Here is an 18359-nt window from a genome sequence, read left to right on the forward strand (position 1 = left end):
CTGGGCCGCTCAGGCCGCCAGTGCGTGCTCGTGGCGCGAGGTTTGCGTGCGGCGCACCGCGCGTTGGCAACGCCGGGCAAGGTCACGGCGGTCGTCGCGCGGCAATTGCAGCGCACCGACATACACGTGTGCGACGGTCCTCGGAGCCGACAGCACGCGGCGCAAGGACCGGCCGAGGGTGTCGTCGCCGACGAACGCGGGGATCGTCGACGGGCGGCCGTCACGGTGGTGGTAGCGCAGTCGCAGCGGCTGCACGGGCCGGCCCGCGTCGATTGCGGCCTGGAACATCGCCGGCCGAAAGCGCCCGTTGGCCAGCCCGCACCAGGTGGTGCCCTCCGGGAACGCGACCACCGTCCGGCCCGACCGCAGCCGGGCCGCCACGGTGCCCACGACGGCGGGCAGTCCGCGCAGCTGCGCACGGTCGATCGGGATGACGTTCATCACACTCGCGAGGGCGCGCAGTGCCGGCCAGCGAGTGAGTTCGGCTTTCGCGACGAAGTGACCCGGCATCAGCGCCGAAATCACCAACACGTCCAGCCACGACACGTGGGGGCTGACCACCAGCACGCCGGCGACATTGCGGATCGGTCCGCCCGTGGTGGTGACATGCACACCCATGCAGCGCAGCACGATTCGCAGATACAAGCGCACAGGCGCGGACCAGATCAACAGCACGGGAACCAGTGGCAGCAGCAGCGACACGAACACGCACCGGTACGTCGCACGCCACGCTCGCAGTGTGCGGCTGCCCTGCTGCTGTACGCAACGCTCGTCGCACGTGGCGCGCGGCAGCCAGGCGTGCGTCATCGGGCCGCCATGGCGGTGGCCGCAGCGACCGATCGCAGCCGTTTCAGATAGCGGGTGTCGGCCTGGCGTTTGTCCAGCAGCGCCATGAAGTCTGCGACCCCGAAGTCCGGGTCGTAGGCCGGCTCGCCGCAGATCCTCGCGCCGAGCCGCAGGTAGCCGCGCATCAGGGGCGGCACCTGCGCCTGCGGTGGCACTGAAAGCGGGTTCAACGGCAGCGGCCGATACGGCCGCACGCGATAGTCGCACCCATACCGCTGCAGGACGGCGTCGCGGACGCCACGGGCATGCGCCAGTGGCACCGAGACGCAGCCGGTCACGTAGTTGTAGCCGCAGCGGTCCAGGTACGCCAGGATGCCGGCCCACATCAGCAGCACGACTCCGCCGTTGCGGTGGTCGCCGCGAACGACGGCACGGCCCATCTCCACCAGCGACGGACGCAGCGGGTCGAGGGCGCGGACGTCGAATTCGGTGGCGGTGTAGAGGCCGCCGGCGGCGATGGCACCGGCCGGCGGCAGCATGCGGTAGCAGCCGACGAGCTCGCCTGAAGTGTCCTCGCGCACCAGGAGGTGGTCGCAGTACTCGTCGAAGCGGTCGGCGTCAGTGCTCGAGATCAGCCGAAATCCCGGCTCGTCGGCGAACACCTCGTAGCGCAGCTGCTGCGCGTCTTCGACTAGGCGGGGGTCGGTGGTCAGCAGCAGCGTGTATTGCGGGGCGGCTGTCGAGGATTCGGAATCGGTGGCCAGCAGGACAGATGCAGCGGTCATGGCTGCACCGTGGCTGAGCAGCCTCTCCCACGGACAGCCGTGGGGTGACGTGTCCGTGCACACCCAGTGACGATTTCGGGGCGCTTTCCAACGCTGAGCGTGGGAAAGCGCCCCGAAACCGCTTGAGGATCAGCCCTTGCGGGCTTTGACCGCCTCGGTCAGCTGCGGCGCGACCTTGAACAGGTCGCCCACCACGCCGTAGTCGGAGATCTCGAAGATCGGCGCCTCTTCGTCCTTGTTGACCGCGACGATCGTCTTGGACGTCTGCATGCCGGCGCGGTGCTGGATGGCCCCGGAGATGCCGAGCGCGATGTACAGCTGCGGCGACACGGTCTTGCCGGTCTGGCCCACCTGGAACTGGCCCGGGTAGTAGCCGGAGTCCACCGCGGCGCGCGATGCGCCCACCGCCGCGCCGAGCGCGTCGGCCAGTTCCTCGACCACATGGAAGTTCTCGGCGCTGCCGACGCCGCGGCCACCGGCGACCACAATGCTGGCTTCCGTGAGTTCCGGACGGTCGCCGGCCACGGCCGGCTCGCGCGAGGTGATCTTGGTCGCGTTCTCCGGCGGCTGCGGCACCTCGACGTTGACCACCTCGCCCGCGCCCTCGCTCGGCTCGGCGTCGATGGCGCCCGGCCGCACGGTCATCACCGCGACGTCGCCTTCGACCTGCGCTTCGACGGTGAACGCGCCACCGAAGATCGAGTGCACACCCTTGTTGCCGGGCTGCACGTCGACGACGTCCACCAACACACCGCTGCCGATGCGCGCCGCCAGGCGGCCCGCAATCTCCTTGCCGTCAGCGCTGGCGGCCAGCAGCACGGCCGACGGGCTAACCGACTCCACAAGGGAGGCAAGCACATCCAGCTGCGGCACCAACAGGTAGTTGTCGACGAAGTCCGCCTCCGCGACGTAGATCTTCTGTGCCCCAGCCGCTTTCAGCTCGCCGATCAACGGCTCTGCGGTACCGGGCGCGCCGACGACAACTGCCGACGGCTCACCCAATTTCCTTGCGGCGGTGAGCAATTCGGAGCTCACCTTCTTGAGGGCACCCTCCGCGTGCTCGATGAGTACAAGTACTTCAGCCATGAATGATCGCTGCCTTCTCTCAGATGCTCTTAGGTGCTTCTAGATGATCTTCTGCGAAATCAAGTACTGGGCGATCTTGTTGCCGCCCTCGCCGTCGTCTTCGACCTTCTCGCCCGCGGTCTTGGGCGGCTTGGGCGCCGAGGACAGCACCTTCGAGCCGGCGTTGGCCAGACCCACTTCGTCAGGCTCGACGCCGATGTCGGCCAGCGTCAGCGTGGTGACTTCCTTCTTCTTGGCGGCCATGATGCCCTTGAACGACGCGTATCGCGGCTCGTTGATCTTCTCGGTGACGCTCACGACGGCCGGCAGCGACGCCTCGAGGGTGAACACCCCGTCGTCGGTTTCGCGCTCGGCGGTGACCTTGCCGTTCTCCACCGTCAGCTTCCGCACATGGGTCAGCTGCGGCAGGCCCAGGTACTCGGCGATGATCGCCGGTACTGCGCCCCCGACACCGTCGGTCGCCTCGTTGCCCGCGATCACCAGCTCAGTGCCCTCGATGGTGCCGAGCGCCTTGGCCAGCACCCAGCCGGTCTGCACCATGTCGGAGCCCTTGATCCCGTCGTCGAGCACGTGCACGGCCTTGTCAGCTCCCATCGACAGCGCCTTGCGGATGGCCTCGGTCGCACGCTCGGGGCCGGCGGTCAGCACGGTCACGGTGCTCTCCGTACCGTTGGCGGCCTCTTTCTCCTTGATCAGCAGCGCTTCTTCGACAGCGCGCTCGTTGATCTCGTCCAGCACCGGATCGGCGGCGTCGCGGTCGAGCGTGAAGTCGTCTTTGAGTTTGCGCTCCGACCAGGTGTCAGGGACCTGTTTGATCAGGACCACGATGTTCGTCATGGGTGTGGTTTGCCCTCCTCGAATAAGCCGGCGTAGGACCGGCCGCGCCCAATAGTGCGGATATGTCCGATTCGACCGCACGCCGTGTTACTGGCGGGTAACTTTGCGTGGTTCGCCTGTACACCATATCGGGTCGTCGCAGGTCGCCTGACTGCGCGTGCCTGCTACCTCTCCCGAACAACCTGATTAGCGTTAGCCTGCGATGCGATGAGCGCACACGACTCCTTGGCCCTGACCGGCGAGCGCACGGTGCCCGGCATGGCCGAGGAGAACTACTGGTTCCGCCGCCACGAGGTGGTCTACCGGCGGCTGGTCGAGCACTGCCGCGATCGTGACGTGCTGGAAGCCGGCTGCGGAGAAGGCTACGGCGCCGATCTGATCGCCGACGTGGCCGCAAGCGTGATCGGGCTCGACTACGACGAACTCACCGTCGCCCACGTGCGCGCCCGCTATCCCCGAATCGACGTGCGCCACGGCAACTTGGCGGCACTGCCGCTGCCGGACGCCGCGGTAGACGTGGTGGTCAACTTCCAAGTCATCGAACACCTCTGGGATCAGCCGCAATTCGTCGCCGAATGCTTTCGCGTGCTGCGCCCCGGCGGACTGCTGATGATGTCGACGCCGAACAGGATCACTTTCTCTCCCGGCCGCGACACCCCGGTCAACCCGTTCCACACCCGGGAACTCAACGCCGCCGAACTGACCGAGCTTCTCGAGGCCGGCGGCTTCACGGTCGAGTCGATGAGCGGGGTGTTCCACGGAGCGCGGCTGGCGGCGCTGGATGCCAAACACGGCGGCTCGATCATCGACGCGCAGGTGCGACGCGCGCTGGCCGACGCGCCCTGGCCCGCCGAGTTGCTGGCCGACGTGGCTTCGGTGAGCGTCGACGACTTCGAGCTGACGTCCGATCGCGATATCGACGACAGCCTGGATCTGGTGGCGATCGCGGTCCGGCCATGACCGACAACTCACCCCACCCCGACGTCGCCGCCCAGGTGGCTCCCCACCCGAATGTCGCCGCCGCAGCGGCTCCGGGCATGTTCACGTTGGTGCTGCACACCCACCTGCCATGGCTGGCGCACCACGGCCGCTGGCCGGTCGGCGAGGAGTGGTTGTACCAATCCTGGTCTGCGGCGTACTTGCCGCTGATGCGGGTGCTGCGGCGGCTGGCCGCTGAAAACCGCACTGGCCTACTGACTCTGGGCATCACACCGGTGGTGGCCGCCCAGCTCGACGATCCGTACTGTCTCGACGGCATGCACCACTGGCTGGCGAACTGGCAGCTTCGCGCGCTGGAGGCGACGACGATTCCGTCGTTGCGTCAGTTCGGAATCCGCGAGTATGCCGAGACCGAGGAGGCGCTCGACGATTTCGCGAACCTCTGGCGTCACGGCGCCAGCCCGCTGCTGCGGCAGCTGATCGACAGCGGCACCATCGAGTTGCTGGGCGGCCCGCTGGCGCACCCGTTCCAGCCGCTGCTGCATCCACGACTGCGCGAGTTCGCGCTGCGAGAAGGCCTCGCCGACGCACAGCAACGCTTCGCACACACCCCGGCGGGCATCTGGGCTCCCGAATGCGCCTATGCACCGGGTATGGAATTCGATTATGCCGCAGCAGGAGTCGGCCATTTCATGGTCGACGGCCCGTCGTTGCACGGCGACACCGCGCTGGGCCGGCCGGTCGGCACCACTGACGTGGTGGCGTTCGGTCGCGACTTGCAGGTGAGCTATCGGGTGTGGTCGCCGAAATCGGGTTACCCGGGCCACGCCGCCTACCGCGACTTCCACACCTACGACCACCACACCGGGCTCAAGCCGGCTCGGGTGACCGGACGCAATGTGCCCGCCGACCAGAAGGCGCCGTATGACCCCGCGCGGGCCGAACGGGCGGTCGACGCGCACGTGGCCGATTTCGTCGACGTCGTCCACCGCCGCCTCGTCGCCGAGAGCGAACGGCTCGGCCGCCCCGCGCACGTCATCGCCGCATTCGACACCGAGTTGTTCGGGCACTGGTGGTACGAGGGTCCGATGTGGCTCGAGCGGGTGCTGCGGGCACTGCCGGCGGCCGGTGTGCGGATCGGCACGCTGCGCGACGCCGCGACCGCCGGGTTCGTCGGCTCCCCCGTCGAATTGCCGCCCAGCTCTTGGGGTTCCGGCAAGGACTGGCAAGTGTGGGCGGGCGAACAGGTGGCCGATCTGGTGCAGCTCAACGCGGAAGTGGTCGACACCGCGCTGACTACCGTCGACAAGGCGTTGGAGCAGACCGACGCACCGCACGCCCGCGACTTCGTCGCCGACCAGATCCTCCGCGAAACGCTGTTGACGGTGTCTAGCGACTGGCCGTTCATGGTCAGCAAGGATTCGGCCGCTGACTACGCCCGCTACCGCGCCCATCTTCACGCCCACGCAACCCGAGAGATCGCCGGCGCGTTGGCATCTGGGCGCCGCGACGCGGCGCAGCGGCTCGCGGACGGCTGGAACCGCGCCGACGGCCTGTTCGGCGCGCTCGACGCGCGCAGGCTCCCGCGGTGACTTCCCCGCCCCGCGAGCGTGCGTGTCTGCTCCGCGACACGCCGCAGCGCGCGTGCCACAGCGCACCCTCGCGGCCGACGAAGGTGCGCCAGTGAAGGTTTTGATGCTGTCGTGGGAGTACCCGCCGGTGGTGATCGGCGGCCTCGGCCGCCATGTCCATCACCTCGCGACGTCCTTGGCGGCGACCGGTCATGAGGTTGTGGTGTTGAGCCGCCGGCCTTTTGACACCGACCCGGCCACCCATCCCACCACCGACGAAGTCCATGACGGCGTGCGCGTCATAGCCGCCGCGCAAGACCCGCACGACTTCACGTTCGGCACCGACATGATGGCCTGGGTTTTGGCGATGGGCCACGCGATGGTGCGGGCCGGGCTCGCGTCGCGCTTCACTCCGGACGCTGTCCACGCGCACGACTGGCTGGTAGCGCACCCCGCGGTTGCCCTCTCCGAATTCCTCGACGTGCCATTGGTCTCCACCCTGCACGCCACAGAGGCCGGCCGGCATTCGGGATGGCTCAACGGGCGGGTCAGTCGTCAGGTTCACGCGTTGGAGTACTGGCTGGCTCATCAGTCCGACGAGCTGATCACGTGTTCGGCGTCGATGCGTGAGGAGATCACCACGCTGTTCGGCCCCGACCTGCCGGATGTGAGTGTCATCCGAAATGGGATCGATTCCAGCACTTGGCCTTTCGCGCACAGGAAGCTGCGCAGTGGACCGGCGCGGTTGCTGTTCGTCGGCCGGCTGGAATACGAGAAAGGCGTCCACGATCTCATCGCCGCCTTGCCGCGGATCCGGCGGACCCATCCGGGCACCACGCTGAGGATCGCAGGCGAAGGCACACAACAGGATTGGCTCGTCGAACAGGCTCGACGCCATCGAGTGCAGAAGGCTACGGTATTCCTCGGACATCTCGACCACAGTCAATTGCTCCAAGAGCTGCACGACGCCGACGCGGTCGTGTTGCCCAGCCACTACGAACCGTTCGGCATCGTCGCGCTCGAGGCAGCCGCCGCCGGCGCGCCGCTGGTGACGTCGAACGTGGGCGGCCTCGGTGAGGCAGTGATCGACGGTCACACTGGAATGTCTTTTGTCCCAGGAGATGTCGCGGGATTGGCGATGGCAGTGCGCCGCGTGCTCGACGATCCGGTTGCCGCGCAGCACCGAGCAGACGCCGCACGGCAACGGCTCACGTCCGACTTCTCCTGGAGCACCGTCGCCGACGAGACCGCACAGGTCTACATGGCCGCCAAACGCCGTGAGCGCCAACCACTGGCGCGGCCCGTCATCGCCGAACGGGCATTGCCCGACCGCTAGTTCCGCGCGGGACGATTCGATCGGCGTCGAATCGTTTCGGCCATACCGTGCGGGTATGGGCACCAACAGAATCACGTACAGCTCGATCGTGACGTTGATCGCGGCATACCTCGGACTGTTCGTCGGCCTGATCGACGCGAATGCGGTGAACCTGGCACTGCCTGCGATTCGCGCGGACCTGGGTGGAGGAATCTCCGGAGCGCAGTGGACGATCGACGCCTACAACGTGGCGTTCGCGGCCGTGCTGTTGACGTCGGGATCGGTCGGTGATCGCTTCGGCAGGCGCGCCGTGCTGCGCGTGGGCCTGCTGGTCTTCGTTGCCGCGTCGCTGGGTTGCGCATTGACGCCTTCCCTGCCGTTGCTGCTTGCCGCCCGCGCGGTGCAGGGCCTGGGGGCCGGACTCATGCTGCCGCAAGGCTTGGCCATCGCGGCCCACGCCTTCCCTGATGCGGCGGACCGGGCCAGAGCGACGGCAGCATGGGCGGTGGCGGCAGCCAGCAGTACAGCGTTGGGCCCGGTGCTGGGCGGCGTACTCACCGACACGCTGGGTTGGCGGTACATCTTCTGGCTCAACGCTCCCGTCGGCGTTCTGGCTTTGGTGATGACATACCGCCATCTGTCCGAATCGCGCGATCCCGATGCCGGCCGAATCGACCTGCCGGGGCAGGTGTTCGCGATCTCGAGTCTGGCGACGCTGACGCTCGTGCTGGTCGAGGGCCGGACGATGGCGCCGGCATGGGCGGCCGCACTGGCGCTGCTTGCCGTGGTGTGCGGCGGGGCGTTCGTCTGGACGCAGCAGCGGGGAGACGATCCGATGCTCCCTTTGCACTTGCTGCGCAGCCGCCCCCTGATCGCGGCGTTGGCCGCGACGGTAGCGATGACATTCGGCACATACGGCATGCTGATGATCAATAGCTTTGCGTTCCAACAACAACGCGGCGAAACCGCGTTGGCGACGGCTGTCGAATTCCTGCCGATGCCGCTCACATATCTGGCGCTGGTCCCGCTGGTCAACGTCGTGGCGCAGCGGACCGGTCCGAGGCTGCCGATGGTCGCCGGTCTGGGTCTGATGGCAGCGGGCATGTTCCTGTATGCGATCGCCGGACCGAACGGCCGGCTGTGGGTGCTGGAAGTGGGTTTCGTCTTGACGGGTGCAGGGCTGGCGTTGAACACCGCTCCGGCTGTCGCGTTGGCCATGGCCTCGATCCCGGTCACCCGCGCCGGTCTCGCGTCCGGCGTGGTCAACCTGGCCCGGCTGATCGGCATCACGGTCGGTGTTGCCGCGCTGGGTACGGTGATGGCACTCGGCGGGGTGTCCGCCGCCCTGGCGGCGGGCGGAGTGGTCGAAGTGGCGGCGGCGGTCGTCGTCCTGCGGTGGGTCACCCGCCGGGCGGCCCCCGCGCCGCACAGCAAGGAGACGTGCCATGCGTGACGCAGCCGAACTGCCGTCGGTCGGTGACGCGGACATCGCCGCGGTGGCATCGCTATTCGCCGATTCCGCGCGTTGCGCTGTGCTGCTGGCGCTGGACGACGGGCGCGCGCTGCCCGCCAGCGTTTTGGCTGAGGAGGCGGGAATCAGCAGGTCCACTGCCAGTAGCCATCTGACGAAGCTGACCGAGGCGGGTCTGCTGCGGGTCGAGACACACGGCCGGCACCGCTACTACCGGCTGGCCGGTCCGCATGTTGGCGAGCTGCTGGAGCACCTCGTCCGGCTGGCGCCTCCTCGGCCGGTCCGGTCGCTGCGGGAGGGCACCAAGGCGGCCCGATTGCGCTCGGCCCGAACGTGTTACGACCACCTGGCAGGACGCCTCGGCGTCGAGGTGATGACCAGCTTGCTGAGGCAGCAGGTGCTGATCGGCGGCGACGGCCGATTCGACGCCGACCGGGACAACCGAGACGCGCTCAGTAGCCCTGGCCGTGACGTCCACTATGAGCTGACGGACACGGGACGCAGCTTTCTCGCCGGGCTGGGAGTCGAAATCCCGGCGGGCAAAAGGCCGTTGATCCGGTACTGCGTGGACTGGACCGAGCAGCGCCACCACTTGTCCGGCGCACTGGGCCGTGCGGTCCTCGATCGGTTCGTAGCCGCCGGCTGGGTGAAGCGGATGCCGCGCGGGCGGGCGGTCAAAGTCACACCGGACGGTCGCACGGCACTCGCCGACTGGTTCGGCATCGACTGGATGGATTAAAGCGCCGAGACTCCCTGCGCCGAACGTGAACCCACGGCGGAATTTCGGCCGATTTTTCGCACTGGGCTCACGTTCGGCGAGTAGCTCCACCGCCCAGCTGCCCTAGCGAGCCGCTTTCTTGCGTTCGATGTCGGCCAGCGCGGCGGCCATCTGCGCACGCTCTGCAGCCGAGGTCTCCCATGCCAGCTTGCGGTTCTTCACCACCTTGGCGGGGGCTCCGACCGCGATCGAGTAGTCGGGGACGTGGCCCTTGACCACGGCATGTGCCCCGAGCACGCAGCCGCGGCCGACGATCGTGCCCCGCAGCACCGTCACCTTCGCCGCGATCCACGTGTCCGGCCCGATTCGCACCGGGCTCTTGACGATGCCTTGATCCTTGATGGGCATGTTGACGTCGTCCATCCGGTGGTCGAAGTCGCAGACGTAGCACCAGTCAGCCATCAGCACCGAATCCCCCAACTCGATGTCGAGGTAGGTGTTGATCACGTTGTCGCGGCCGAGCACCACCTTGTCGCCGAACCGCAGCGACCCTTCGTGGGCGCGAATCGTGTTCTTATCGCCGATGTGCACCCAGCGGCCGATTTCCAGCTGGGCCAGTTCGGGCGTCGCGTGGATTTCGACGTCTCTGCCGAGGAACACCATGCCGCGGGTGATGATGTGCGGGTTGGTCAGCTTGAACTTCAGCAATCGCCAGTACCTGACCAAATACCACGGGGTGTAGGCGCGGTTCTTCAACACCCACTTCAGCGAGTCCGTCGTCAAGAACTTGGCCTGGCGCGGGTCGCGCAGCCGCGACCCCCGCCAGCGCTTGTGCAACGGTGCTCCCCACATCGTCGTCATGGCCGCAAAGCCTACGCCGGACGGCTCGGGCGCCGGGTTACCCTCAGGGGACGCCAGCCCGACGACGGAAGGACGCATGTTCCCCCGACACCGCACTTCTCGGCGGCTGGCAGCGATGGCGGGCGTCGCCTTACTTGCGGCGTCAGGCTGCGGTAACACCGACACTTGGGTTGACGCTGCGCCCGCAGCGGGCTGGTCGGCTCAGTATGCCGACGCCGCCAACAGCAGCCACACTGCCACCGCGGGCGCAGACAAGCTGAAACTCGCGTGGAGCCGCTCGGTCAAGGGCAGCCTGTTCGCGTCGGTGGCACTCGGCTCCACCGACACCCACTACCTTGCCGCCAACGCGCAGACCGCGGCCGGGTGCTCGCTGATGGTGTGGGAGTTCGACAACAACGGCAGGCAACGCTGGTGCACGCGGCTGGTGCTGGGCGGCGGGTTCGCCAGCGCCCTGTTCGACAAGTTCGACAACCTCTACGTCGGCCAGCCGGGCACCATGTTGTCGTTCCCGCCGACGCAATGGGTCCGCTGGCGTCATCCGGTGATCGGTATGCCGCTGACGCCCCGGTTCGTCGGCGACGGACGACTGCTGGTGATCACCCATCTGGGGCAGGTGCAGGTCGTCGACGCCCATCGCGGCGAGATGATCGGCTCGGCGGTGGATCTGGTGGCCGGCGTCGACCCGACCGACAGCCAGCGGGGACTGACTGATTGCCAGCAAGCTCGTCCCGCATGCCCGATCGCGGCGGCACCTGCGTTCTCGTCGGCGACGGGTCGGGTGGTCACCGGCATCTGGCAACCCGGCGCGCCGGTAGCGACGCTGACCGCGCTGCGATACAGCACCGGCGACGGGCCGGGGCTTGCGGTGGAGTGGTCCACCGACGCGGTGACGAGCGGAGTGCTGGGCAGCCCGGTGTTCTCCGACGACGGGTCGACCGTCTACGTCAACAGTCGCGACGGCAAGCTGTGGGCTCTCAACGCATCGGATGGTAAGCCCAAATGGACTGTGGCGCTTGGCTTTTCGCCGCAAACGCCGCCGTCGGCGGGACCCGACGGCCTGCTGATCTCCGGTGGCGGGCCGGACGCGAAGCTGGTGGCGGTCCGGGACACGGGCGATCGCGGCGACATCGTGTGGCGCCGCGACGACGTCACCGCGCTATGCACGACGAGCCAGGCGGGTGCCGACATCGGCTATACCGTGGTGCGTGCGGCCGGCAACGGGCTCGCGCTTCTGGTCTTCGGTATCCGCGACGGGCACACGATCAACAGCTATGCCCTGCCGCAGGCCACCGGGTGGCCGGTCGGCGTGTCCGTCGCGACCGACCGGAGGGTGTTCACCGCCACCAGCGACGGCCAGGTGTACGGGTTCGACCCCGCCTAGCACTCAGTGATTTCGGGGCGCAAACGTGCGCTCAGCGCCGAAAAGCGCACCGAAATCACAACGGGGCCAGCATGGAAGCGACTGCCGACCGCGGCACATGCGCGACGGTCGCGCCCGCTGCGGCGGGCAGCAACTCGCCTTGCCCGAAGAAGAAGATCAACTCGTTGTCGGTGATCGCGAAGTTCTGGTAGTGCGCCGGGTCGAGACCGTCGGCGGGTGAAACCTTCACCCGGCTGCCCAATTGCGTGTCGATCTCCTTCTGCACGATCGGCAGGATCACCGGCAGCGGCTTGCTGCCCGGCGTGAACAACGTGTCGAAGGTGATCGGCTTACGGGCCGAGACGTTGTAGTTGTAGGCCTGATACCACGTCAGCGGATGTGCGCCACCGACGTTCTGGTAGATCTTCAGCACCACGCTCTGGGTGGCGGCGGACCGGTATTCCTCCGAGGTGATGTCCAGCGCGTACGGCTGACCGGAGGAACCGGGCATGTCCGAGACGTTGACGAACCCGTCGCGGGTCTGCCGCAGATAGTCCATCATCGGCGCCGGATCCGCGTAGTCCACCGGGAACGTGATGTCCACCGTGTACGCGTCGGTGCTGGTGTGCAGCCGGCACGTGGTGCCGTCGAGCGTTCCGCCGAAATCTGCGCACGGCGACTGTGCGTGCGCCACAGCGCTTCCCCCCGACCCGATCAATAGCGCGGCGACCAACGTCGCGGCCGCCCTGTGTGAACGTGTCATGCACCGTCCTTGAAAGGGTGTCGTGCGCCAGGGTACCTGTGTGCTCGCTGCGAGGGGCGACAAATGAACGCAGTCGCCCGCGCTTTCGAGCCGGCACCGATGCGGGTCACCACCACCGAAAGCGACCGGCGTCCGCGCAGCCGCAGCCGAGCGCGCAGCGCCGCCGGGTCGACGTCGACTCCGCGCACCAGGATCTCGACAGCGCCGCAATCCATCTCGTGCAGCATCTGGCGTAACCGGCGCTGCCCGAACGGAATCTGCTCGAGGACCTCGAATCCCCTTGTCCCAGGCGGCAATCGGTCACCCGACAGGTACGCGATCTTCGGGTCGAGCTGCCAGAGCCCATGCCGGACGGCGTACTGGCGGACCAGACCCGCCCGTACCACCGCGCCGTCGGGGTCGACGATCCAGCGACCGGCCGGTCGCACCGGGCAGTCGTCGGCGTCGGCGTCAGTGATCTGCTCGACGCTGCCGTCGAAGCCCAGTACGGTGGCCCGCCGCGACACCGCGGGCTGAGTCAGGCCCGCCGACCACAGGCACGCCTCGCGTACGTCACCGCCCAGCGACGTCACCTCGACTTCCCCTCCGAAGTCAAGGCGACCGAAATCTATTCCAGGAGAACACTTTACGACGATATCTCGGCTGCGATAGGTGTCCAGAAGCGCAGTCAGCGGCGGAGTGAAGTCGCCCGGCCTGTAAACGCGACGCCCTCCGGCGCGCCGCGCGGGGTCGGCGACGACGACGGCGTTGCGGCTGACGGGTTGCAGCGCGTCGGCGCGTACGAGCGGCACCTCGGGGACGTTGTGGCGCGCCATCGCCAGCCGCACCGGGTCGATGTCGCTGCCCAGCACGTCGGCTGTGCGCCGCAACTCGGCCAGTTCGGCGCCGATAGAACACGTGACGTCGTGCACTGTCATCCCGGCGAGCCGACGCGCACGGTGGGCGGCTACCGGGGTCGCGGTCGCTTGCTGAAGGGCTTCGTCGGTGAAGAGCCAGTCGCCCGCGTCGGCGAGCTTGGCGGCCGCCCGACGGCGCAGCAGCACGGTCTCCACCAGCACGCGGGCCCGGTCGCCGAACCTGGCTCTGGCGGCGGCGATGTCGGAGATCCGGCTGGCGTCGGTCAGCGGATAGGTGCGGATTTCGGCAAGCGCCTCGGCGCCCGGCTGCGACTGCAGATAACCGACATCGTCGAGGCTGAACGCTACGACGGTTTGACCCCCGTGAGCATCACGTTGTAGTACCAGGCCTTCGGAACCACGCGGCGCCACACGTTGTCGTCGATCCAGCTCAGCGTGATCCAGCTGTTGAACGCGAACTTCGCCCAGCTCCAGCCGAGGCGCCCGGGCGGGACCGCGGCCTCGATGGTCCGCAGCGGCCACCCGAGCATGGCAGCGGTGAATTCGGTGGTGGCGGTCGACACGTCGACCGCGCCGGCATTGCGAGCCATCCGCTCGAGGTCTTGCGGGTCGAAAGTGTGCAGGTCGACGACCGCCTCGAGCGCGGCCGCACGCGACGACTCGTCGAGCTCAGCCTGGGGGCGGCGCCAGCCGGTCAGGCCGGGCAGCCTCGTCACGTTGGTCACGACCCGCCACGTCAGCGTCGACAACGGCCGGGCATAGGCTTCGCCCACGTTCGTCGGTTCGCCGGCGAACACGAACCGTCCGCCCGGCTTGAGCACTCGGACCGCTTCGCGCAGCGACAGCTCGACGTCGGGGATGTGATGCAGCACCGCATGTCCGACCACCAGGTCGAAGGTGTCGTCGTCGTACGGGATGCGCTCGGCGTCGGCGACACGACCGTCGACCTCCAGGCCGAGATTCTGGCCGTTTCGTGTGGCGACCCGCACCATGCCGGGTGACAGGTCGGTCACTGATCCGCGCCGCGCGACGCCGGCCTGGATCAGGTTGAGCAGGAAAAACCCGCTGCCGCAGCCCAGCTCCAGCGCATGGTCATACGGCAGCTTGCGCTGCTCCTCGAACGGCACCGTGGCGTCGAAGAGGTTGCGCGCATAGTCGACGCAGCGCTTGTCGTAGGAGATCGACCACTTGTCGTCGTAGCTCTCGGCTTCCCAGTCGTGGTAGAGCACCTGCGCGAGCTTGCTGTCGTGACGCGCGGCCTCCACCTGCTCGGCGGTGGCGTGCGGCTGCGGAGCCGGCTGGTCGTGACTGGTCGTGGTCATAGCCCGCCAGCCTAGTGGCCCCGGTCCGACGCGACGTACCTCCGGTCCGCACCACCGAACACCCCGACGTAGCCGCGCCGCTCCGCCTCCGGGGTGCCGTCGTTGAGTGCGGCCTTGGCCGCCCCCAGCGCTGACACGGGTAACCCTGCGAAGCGTTGCGTCCAGTCAACCGCAGCGTCGTACACCGCGTCAGGTGCGACGATCTCGTCGAGCAGACCCATCGCCAGCGCCTCCCGGGCGCCCACGAACCGCCCGGAGAAGGCGAGGTCCTTGGCGTTGCTCACACCCACCAACGCGGGCAACCGCTGCAGCGCCCCGCCACCGGGGATCAGCCCCGCCAGGATTTCGGTGAACCCGAGTTTCGCGTTGTCGCCGGCGATCCGCCGGTCGGCGGCCAGGGCCAGCGACAACCCACTACCCAGCGCGTAGCCGGTGATCGCGGCGACGGTCGGTTTCGGTATCGCGGCGACGGCGGCTGCCGCGTCCTGGCGCAGTTTCGCGACCGCGTCGGCTTCGCCGGCACCCAGCGCGCGCAATTCGGCGAGGTCGTCTCCGGCGGAGAAGATCTCATGGCCGCCGAACAGGATCACGGCGGCGATGTCGTCGCGGCGGCCGACCTCGCCCGCCACCGCCACGATCTCCCGGCAGAACTGACGGGTCAGCGTGTTTCTCGGCGGCCGCGAGAGGACCACCGTGGCGATGCCCGGCCGCTCGTCGCCGACGTAGACGCTGACGAACTCTGCCCTCTGCTCTTCGCGCAAGCGTTCATCGCTGTTCACGACCACGACCGCCCACCGAGCAGCTTGTTGTAGCGGTCCGAGTCGAAGAACTCCAAACTCCAATTGCCTTCGCTGCCAATGACTTCCGTTCTCATCGCGACGATCTCGCGGTCGACGGCAAGGATCTCCTCGACGGTGCTGCCATACCTGGGCAGCGTGTCCAGCTGCGTCCAGGTGGGCGGCAGCAGCAGACTACGGCCGGCGGCGAACTCCTCGATCGCGGCGGCGGGCAACCACCACCCTGCCGACACCGCCTCGGTGGTCCGCCCGTCGGCGTGCTGACCCGGGGGCAGCGCCGCCACGAAGAAGTAGGTGTCGTAGCGGCGCCGATGCCCCTTGGCCGGCGTCACCCAGTTCGCCCACGGCCGCAGCAGGTCTGAGCGCAACACCAGGTCTTCACCGCGCAGGAAGTCGCTGAACGCCAGCTCGCGGCTGGCCAGGCGGTCCCGCGCGCCGGCATACGCGGTGGCGTCGCCGACCACACTGTTCTGGTCGGGACCGGCCAGCAGCACCCCGCATTCCTCGAACGTCTCGCGCACGGCGGCGCACACCAGCGCCAGCGCGAGTTCCTCGTCGACAGCCAGCCTCTGCGCCCACCACGCGGGTTCGGGCCCCGCCCAGGCGATGTCGAATTCGCGGTCGCGGTCGTCCACGCCGCCACCGGGGAAGACCGTGGTGCCAGGAGCGAACTCCATACGCGAATGACGTTGCAGCAGGAAGATTTCGAGGCCGTCAGCAGCGTCGCGGAGCAGCATCACGGTGGCTGCCGGCCGCGGAGTCATCGCGGCATCGGAACCGGAGGTGCTCACGCCCGTCTCCGGTGCGCGGCACGGGTGCGAACCCGCCGGGCGAAATAGCGCCCGTCGATCACATCCAGCGCGATCGACTGCCCGAACGCCGTGGACAGGTTTTCGGCGGTCAGCGTGTCGCGCAGCAGACCGGACGCCACCACCCGGCCTTCGGACAGCATCAGGCAGTGGCTGAAGCCTGGCGGTATCTCCTCGACGTGGTGGGTGACCAGCACCAGCGCGGGCGCGTCCGGATCGGCGGCCAGATCGGCCAGCCGAGCCACCAACTCCTCGCGGCCGCCCAGATCCAGGCCGGCGGCTGGTTCGTCGAGGAGCAGCAGCTCAGGGTCTGTCATCAAGGAACGCGCGATCAGCACCCGCTTGCGTTCGCCCTCGGACAGTGTGTCGTAGGTGCGGTCGGCCAGGTGCTCGGCGCCGACGCTCTCGAGGGTGTCGACGGCCCGCGTGTAGTCGACGTCGTCGTACACCTCGCGCCACCGGCCCATCACCGCATAGCCGGCCGACACCACCAGATCGCGGACCACCTCGCCATCGGGGACCCGCTGCGACAGCGCCGACGAACTCAGCCCGATCCGCGAGCGCAGCTCCGACATGTCGACGCGACCCAGCCGCTCGCCGAGGACGTACGCGGTGCCCGACGACGGGTGCTCCATGGCCGCCGCGATCCGCAGCAACGACGTCTTGCCCGCACCGTTGGGGCCGATCACCACCCAGCGCTCGTCGAGTTCCACCGACCAGCTGACCGGCCCGACGAGGGTCCGCCCGCTACGGCGCAGGGAAACGTTGTGGAAGTCGAGCAGCAGATCCGGATCGGGCGCGCGGTTGGCTGTTTCGACCACCCGACCATCGTGCCGCATCACGAATCGGGCGGGATGTCGACCCTGCGCAGCGTCCCGTCGATTGCGTCGGCGGCCTCGATCTCACCGCGAGTGACACCGAGGATGAACAGCACCGTGTCCAGATACGGGTGGGACAGTGACGCGTCGGCGACTTCCCGGAGGGCCGGTTTTGCGTTGAACGCGACCCCGAGCCCCGCCGTCGCGAGCATGTCGATGTCGTTGGCGCCGTCGCCGACCGCCACGGTCTGCTCCAGCGGCACGCCGGCCTGCTGCGCAAAGCTCTTGAGCGCCTTGGCTTTTCCCGCCCGGTCGATGATCGGGCCGACGAGCCGGCCGGTCAGCACGCCGTCGACGATCTCCAGTTCGTTGGCGGCGACGAAGTCCAGCATCAGCTCGTGGGCCAGCGGCTCGATCACCTGCCGGAACCCGCCGGAGACGACGCCGCAGTGAAAACCCAAGCGCCGCAGCGTCCGCAGAGTGGTGCGGGCGCCCGGGGTGAGCTCGAGTTCGTCGGCGACCTCGTCGAGCACACTGGCAGGCAGGCCCTTCAGCGTCGCAACCCGCTGCTTGAGCGACTCGGTGAAGTCGATCTCCCCGCGCATCGCGGAGTCGGTGATCGCGGCCACGGCGTCGCGTGCGCCCACCCGCTCGGCCAGAATCTCGATGACTTCCTGCTGGATCAGCGTGGAATCGACGTCGAACACGATCAGCCGCTTGGCGCGCCGTTCGAGGCTGGTGTCTTCGACTGCGACGTCCACCTTCTCGGCGGTGGCGACGCGCGTCAGGGCGTGCGGCAGGTCGGCCCGACGCTCCGGCGGCACCGACACGCGAAGCTCGAGCCCGGTCACGGGGTAGTCGGAGACTCCGCGGATGAAGTCGATGTTGACTCCGAGGTTGGCCAGTTCGGTGGCCAGGGCGCTGAACGCCCGCGCGGTGACGGGCCTGCCGAGGACGACGATCGTGTGCGTGGACGGCTCGGCGATGATCGGCAGATCCCGGCTGCGCTCGATCGAAACATCAAGGCCCACAGCGTTGATCGCGCGCTCGACGTCCTCGCGCAGGTGCGGTCCGTCGGCCACCGCGTCGGAGCAGGCCACCAAGACACCCAGCGTCAACCGGCCGCGGATCACCACCTGCTCGACGTTGAGCAGTTCGACGTCGTAGCGGGAGAGGACCTCGAAGAGCGCCGACGTCACACCGGGCTGGTCGACCCCGGTGACCGTGATCAGGATCGAGCCCGCGGCACCGGCGTTCGGCACGG

18 protein-coding genes are annotated in these 18359 nt (G+C 68.3%); 6 read left to right on the forward strand and 12 right to left on the reverse strand.

The features are described from left to right. Window positions 1–9 precede the first annotated feature (9 nt). From AC5Y4N_RS11155 to AC5Y4N_RS11170, 4 genes are all read right to left on the reverse strand, one after another. On the reverse strand, window positions 10–807 hold the full coding sequence (locus AC5Y4N_RS11155; protein ID WP_499907977.1) for a lysophospholipid acyltransferase family protein: 798 nt from the start codon (window positions 805–807) through the stop codon (window positions 10–12). After that, on the reverse strand, window positions 804–1571 hold the full coding sequence (locus AC5Y4N_RS11160; protein ID WP_499907976.1) for a GNAT family N-acetyltransferase: 768 nt from the start codon (window positions 1569–1571) through the stop codon (window positions 804–806). Before AC5Y4N_RS11160 ends, AC5Y4N_RS11155 begins: the two co-directional genes overlap by 4 nt. A gap of 129 nt (window positions 1572–1700) precedes the next feature. After that, the gene (locus AC5Y4N_RS11165; protein WP_499907975.1) at window positions 1701–2657 is read right to left on the reverse strand and encodes an electron transfer flavoprotein subunit alpha/FixB family protein; all 957 of its coding nucleotides are present in this window, start codon (window positions 2655–2657) and stop codon (window positions 1701–1703) included. Window positions 2658–2696: 39 nt separating this feature from the next. Next, a complete protein-coding gene (locus AC5Y4N_RS11170; protein ID WP_499907974.1) occupies window positions 2697–3494 on the reverse strand; it encodes an electron transfer flavoprotein subunit beta/FixA family protein in 798 nt (265 codons plus the stop codon). Window positions 3495–3701: 207 nt separating this feature from the next. On the opposite strand from AC5Y4N_RS11170, the gene AC5Y4N_RS11175 reads away from it, so the two are divergent. The 5 genes from AC5Y4N_RS11175 to AC5Y4N_RS11195 all read left to right on the forward strand — a co-directional run bounded on the left by AC5Y4N_RS11175 (window position 3702) and on the right by AC5Y4N_RS11195 (window position 9529). After that, complete coding sequence (locus AC5Y4N_RS11175) at window positions 3702–4454, forward strand: class I SAM-dependent methyltransferase (protein WP_499907973.1); 753 nt, start codon at window positions 3702–3704, stop codon at window positions 4452–4454. Window positions 4455–4531: 77 nt separating this feature from the next. Next, window positions 4532–6025 (forward strand): 1,4-alpha-glucan branching protein domain-containing protein, encoded by a 1494-nt coding sequence (locus AC5Y4N_RS11180; protein ID WP_499908080.1) that lies wholly within the window; start codon window positions 4532–4534, stop codon window positions 6023–6025. A gap of 91 nt (window positions 6026–6116) precedes the next feature. Continuing rightward, complete coding sequence (locus tag AC5Y4N_RS11185; RefSeq protein ID WP_499907972.1) at window positions 6117–7340, forward strand: glycosyltransferase family 4 protein; 1224 nt, start codon at window positions 6117–6119, stop codon at window positions 7338–7340. A gap of 55 nt (window positions 7341–7395) precedes the next feature. Next, window positions 7396–8772 (forward strand): MFS transporter, encoded by a 1377-nt coding sequence (locus AC5Y4N_RS11190; protein ID WP_499907971.1) that lies wholly within the window; start codon window positions 7396–7398, stop codon window positions 8770–8772. Beyond that, window positions 8765–9529: an ArsR/SmtB family transcription factor gene (locus tag AC5Y4N_RS11195; RefSeq protein WP_499907970.1), complete on the forward strand. Its 765-nt coding sequence runs from the start codon at window positions 8765–8767 to the stop codon at window positions 9527–9529. The genes AC5Y4N_RS11190 and AC5Y4N_RS11195 overlap by 8 nt, the downstream gene beginning before the upstream one ends. 102 nt (window positions 9530–9631) lie before the next feature. Here AC5Y4N_RS11195 and AC5Y4N_RS11200 read toward each other — a convergent pair whose 3' ends face one another. After that, a complete protein-coding gene (locus AC5Y4N_RS11200) occupies window positions 9632–10369 on the reverse strand; it encodes an acyltransferase (RefSeq protein WP_499907969.1) in 738 nt (245 codons plus the stop codon). A gap of 76 nt (window positions 10370–10445) precedes the next feature. On the opposite strand from AC5Y4N_RS11200, the gene AC5Y4N_RS11205 reads away from it, so the two are divergent. Continuing rightward, window positions 10446–11750, forward strand: coding sequence for an outer membrane protein assembly factor BamB family protein (locus AC5Y4N_RS11205; protein WP_499907968.1), 1305 nt, complete (start codon window positions 10446–10448; stop codon window positions 11748–11750). A 55-nt stretch (window positions 11751–11805) separates the two neighbouring features. On the opposite strand, the gene AC5Y4N_RS11210 is transcribed toward AC5Y4N_RS11205, so the two are convergent. Genes AC5Y4N_RS11210 through serB form a run of 7 tightly spaced genes read right to left on the reverse strand, consistent with a single transcriptional unit; the run spans window position 11806 to window position 18357 of the window. Beyond that, the gene (locus tag AC5Y4N_RS11210; protein WP_499907967.1) at window positions 11806–12492 is read right to left on the reverse strand and encodes an esterase; all 687 of its coding nucleotides are present in this window, start codon (window positions 12490–12492) and stop codon (window positions 11806–11808) included. Further along, the gene (locus AC5Y4N_RS11215) at window positions 12489–13736 is read right to left on the reverse strand and encodes a THUMP-like domain-containing protein (protein ID WP_499908079.1); all 1248 of its coding nucleotides are present in this window, start codon (window positions 13734–13736) and stop codon (window positions 12489–12491) included. Before AC5Y4N_RS11215 ends, AC5Y4N_RS11210 begins: the two co-directional genes overlap by 4 nt. Then, entirely contained in the window at window positions 13694–14671 is a 978-nt protein-coding gene (locus AC5Y4N_RS11220) for a methyltransferase domain-containing protein (RefSeq protein WP_499907966.1), read from the reverse strand. The genes AC5Y4N_RS11215 and AC5Y4N_RS11220 overlap by 43 nt, the downstream gene beginning before the upstream one ends. Before the next feature lie 11 nt (window positions 14672–14682). After that, window positions 14683–15450: an enoyl-CoA hydratase gene (locus AC5Y4N_RS11225; protein ID WP_499907965.1), complete on the reverse strand. Its 768-nt coding sequence runs from the start codon at window positions 15448–15450 to the stop codon at window positions 14683–14685. Next, window positions 15447–16232: an NUDIX hydrolase gene (locus tag AC5Y4N_RS11230; protein ID WP_499908078.1), complete on the reverse strand. Its 786-nt coding sequence runs from the start codon at window positions 16230–16232 to the stop codon at window positions 15447–15449. The genes AC5Y4N_RS11225 and AC5Y4N_RS11230 overlap by 4 nt, the downstream gene beginning before the upstream one ends. Window positions 16233–16255: 23 nt before the next feature. Continuing rightward, on the reverse strand, window positions 16256–17116 hold the full coding sequence (locus AC5Y4N_RS11235) for an ABC transporter ATP-binding protein (RefSeq protein ID WP_499907964.1): 861 nt from the start codon (window positions 17114–17116) through the stop codon (window positions 16256–16258). Further along, window positions 17116–18357, reverse strand: a complete 1242-nt coding sequence (gene serB / locus AC5Y4N_RS11240; RefSeq protein WP_499907963.1) for a phosphoserine phosphatase SerB — start codon at window positions 18355–18357, stop codon at window positions 17116–17118. The genes AC5Y4N_RS11235 and serB overlap by 1 nt, the downstream gene beginning before the upstream one ends. Window positions 18358–18359: the final 2 nt, after the last annotated feature.

This window comes from Mycobacterium sp. NGS19 (assembly GCF_059813155.1).

What these genes read in the sequence shown, in the direction of transcription:
- AC5Y4N_RS11155 (WP_499907977.1), bottom strand. Translation starts at nt 807, where the DNA reads ATGACGCACGCCTGGCTGCCGCGCGCCACGTGCGACGAGCGTTGCGTA.
- AC5Y4N_RS11160 (WP_499907976.1), bottom strand. Translation starts at nt 1,571, where the DNA reads ATGACCGCTGCATCTGTCCTGCTGGCCACCGATTCCGAATCCTCGACA.
- AC5Y4N_RS11165 (WP_499907975.1), bottom strand. Translation starts at nt 2,657, where the DNA reads ATGGCTGAAGTACTTGTACTCATCGAGCACGCGGAGGGTGCCCTCAAG.
- AC5Y4N_RS11170 (WP_499907974.1), bottom strand. Translation starts at nt 3,494, where the DNA reads ATGACGAACATCGTGGTCCTGATCAAACAGGTCCCTGACACCTGGTCG.
- AC5Y4N_RS11175 (WP_499907973.1), top strand. Translation starts at nt 3,702, where the DNA reads ATGAGCGCACACGACTCCTTGGCCCTGACCGGCGAGCGCACGGTGCCC.
- AC5Y4N_RS11180 (WP_499908080.1), top strand. Translation starts at nt 4,532, where the DNA reads ATGTTCACGTTGGTGCTGCACACCCACCTGCCATGGCTGGCGCACCAC.
- AC5Y4N_RS11190 (WP_499907971.1), top strand. Translation starts at nt 7,396, where the DNA reads ATGGGCACCAACAGAATCACGTACAGCTCGATCGTGACGTTGATCGCG.
- AC5Y4N_RS11195 (WP_499907970.1), top strand. Translation starts at nt 8,765, where the DNA reads ATGCGTGACGCAGCCGAACTGCCGTCGGTCGGTGACGCGGACATCGCC.
- AC5Y4N_RS11200 (WP_499907969.1), bottom strand. Translation starts at nt 10,369, where the DNA reads ATGACGACGATGTGGGGAGCACCGTTGCACAAGCGCTGGCGGGGGTCG.
- AC5Y4N_RS11205 (WP_499907968.1), top strand. Translation starts at nt 10,446, where the DNA reads ATGTTCCCCCGACACCGCACTTCTCGGCGGCTGGCAGCGATGGCGGGC.
- AC5Y4N_RS11210 (WP_499907967.1), bottom strand. Translation starts at nt 12,492, where the DNA reads ATGACACGTTCACACAGGGCGGCCGCGACGTTGGTCGCCGCGCTATTG.
- AC5Y4N_RS11220 (WP_499907966.1), bottom strand. Translation starts at nt 14,671, where the DNA reads ATGACCACGACCAGTCACGACCAGCCGGCTCCGCAGCCGCACGCCACC.
- AC5Y4N_RS11230 (WP_499908078.1), bottom strand. Translation starts at nt 16,232, where the DNA reads ATGACTCCGCGGCCGGCAGCCACCGTGATGCTGCTCCGCGACGCTGCT.
- AC5Y4N_RS11235 (WP_499907964.1), bottom strand. Translation starts at nt 17,116, where the DNA reads ATGCGGCACGATGGTCGGGTGGTCGAAACAGCCAACCGCGCGCCCGAT.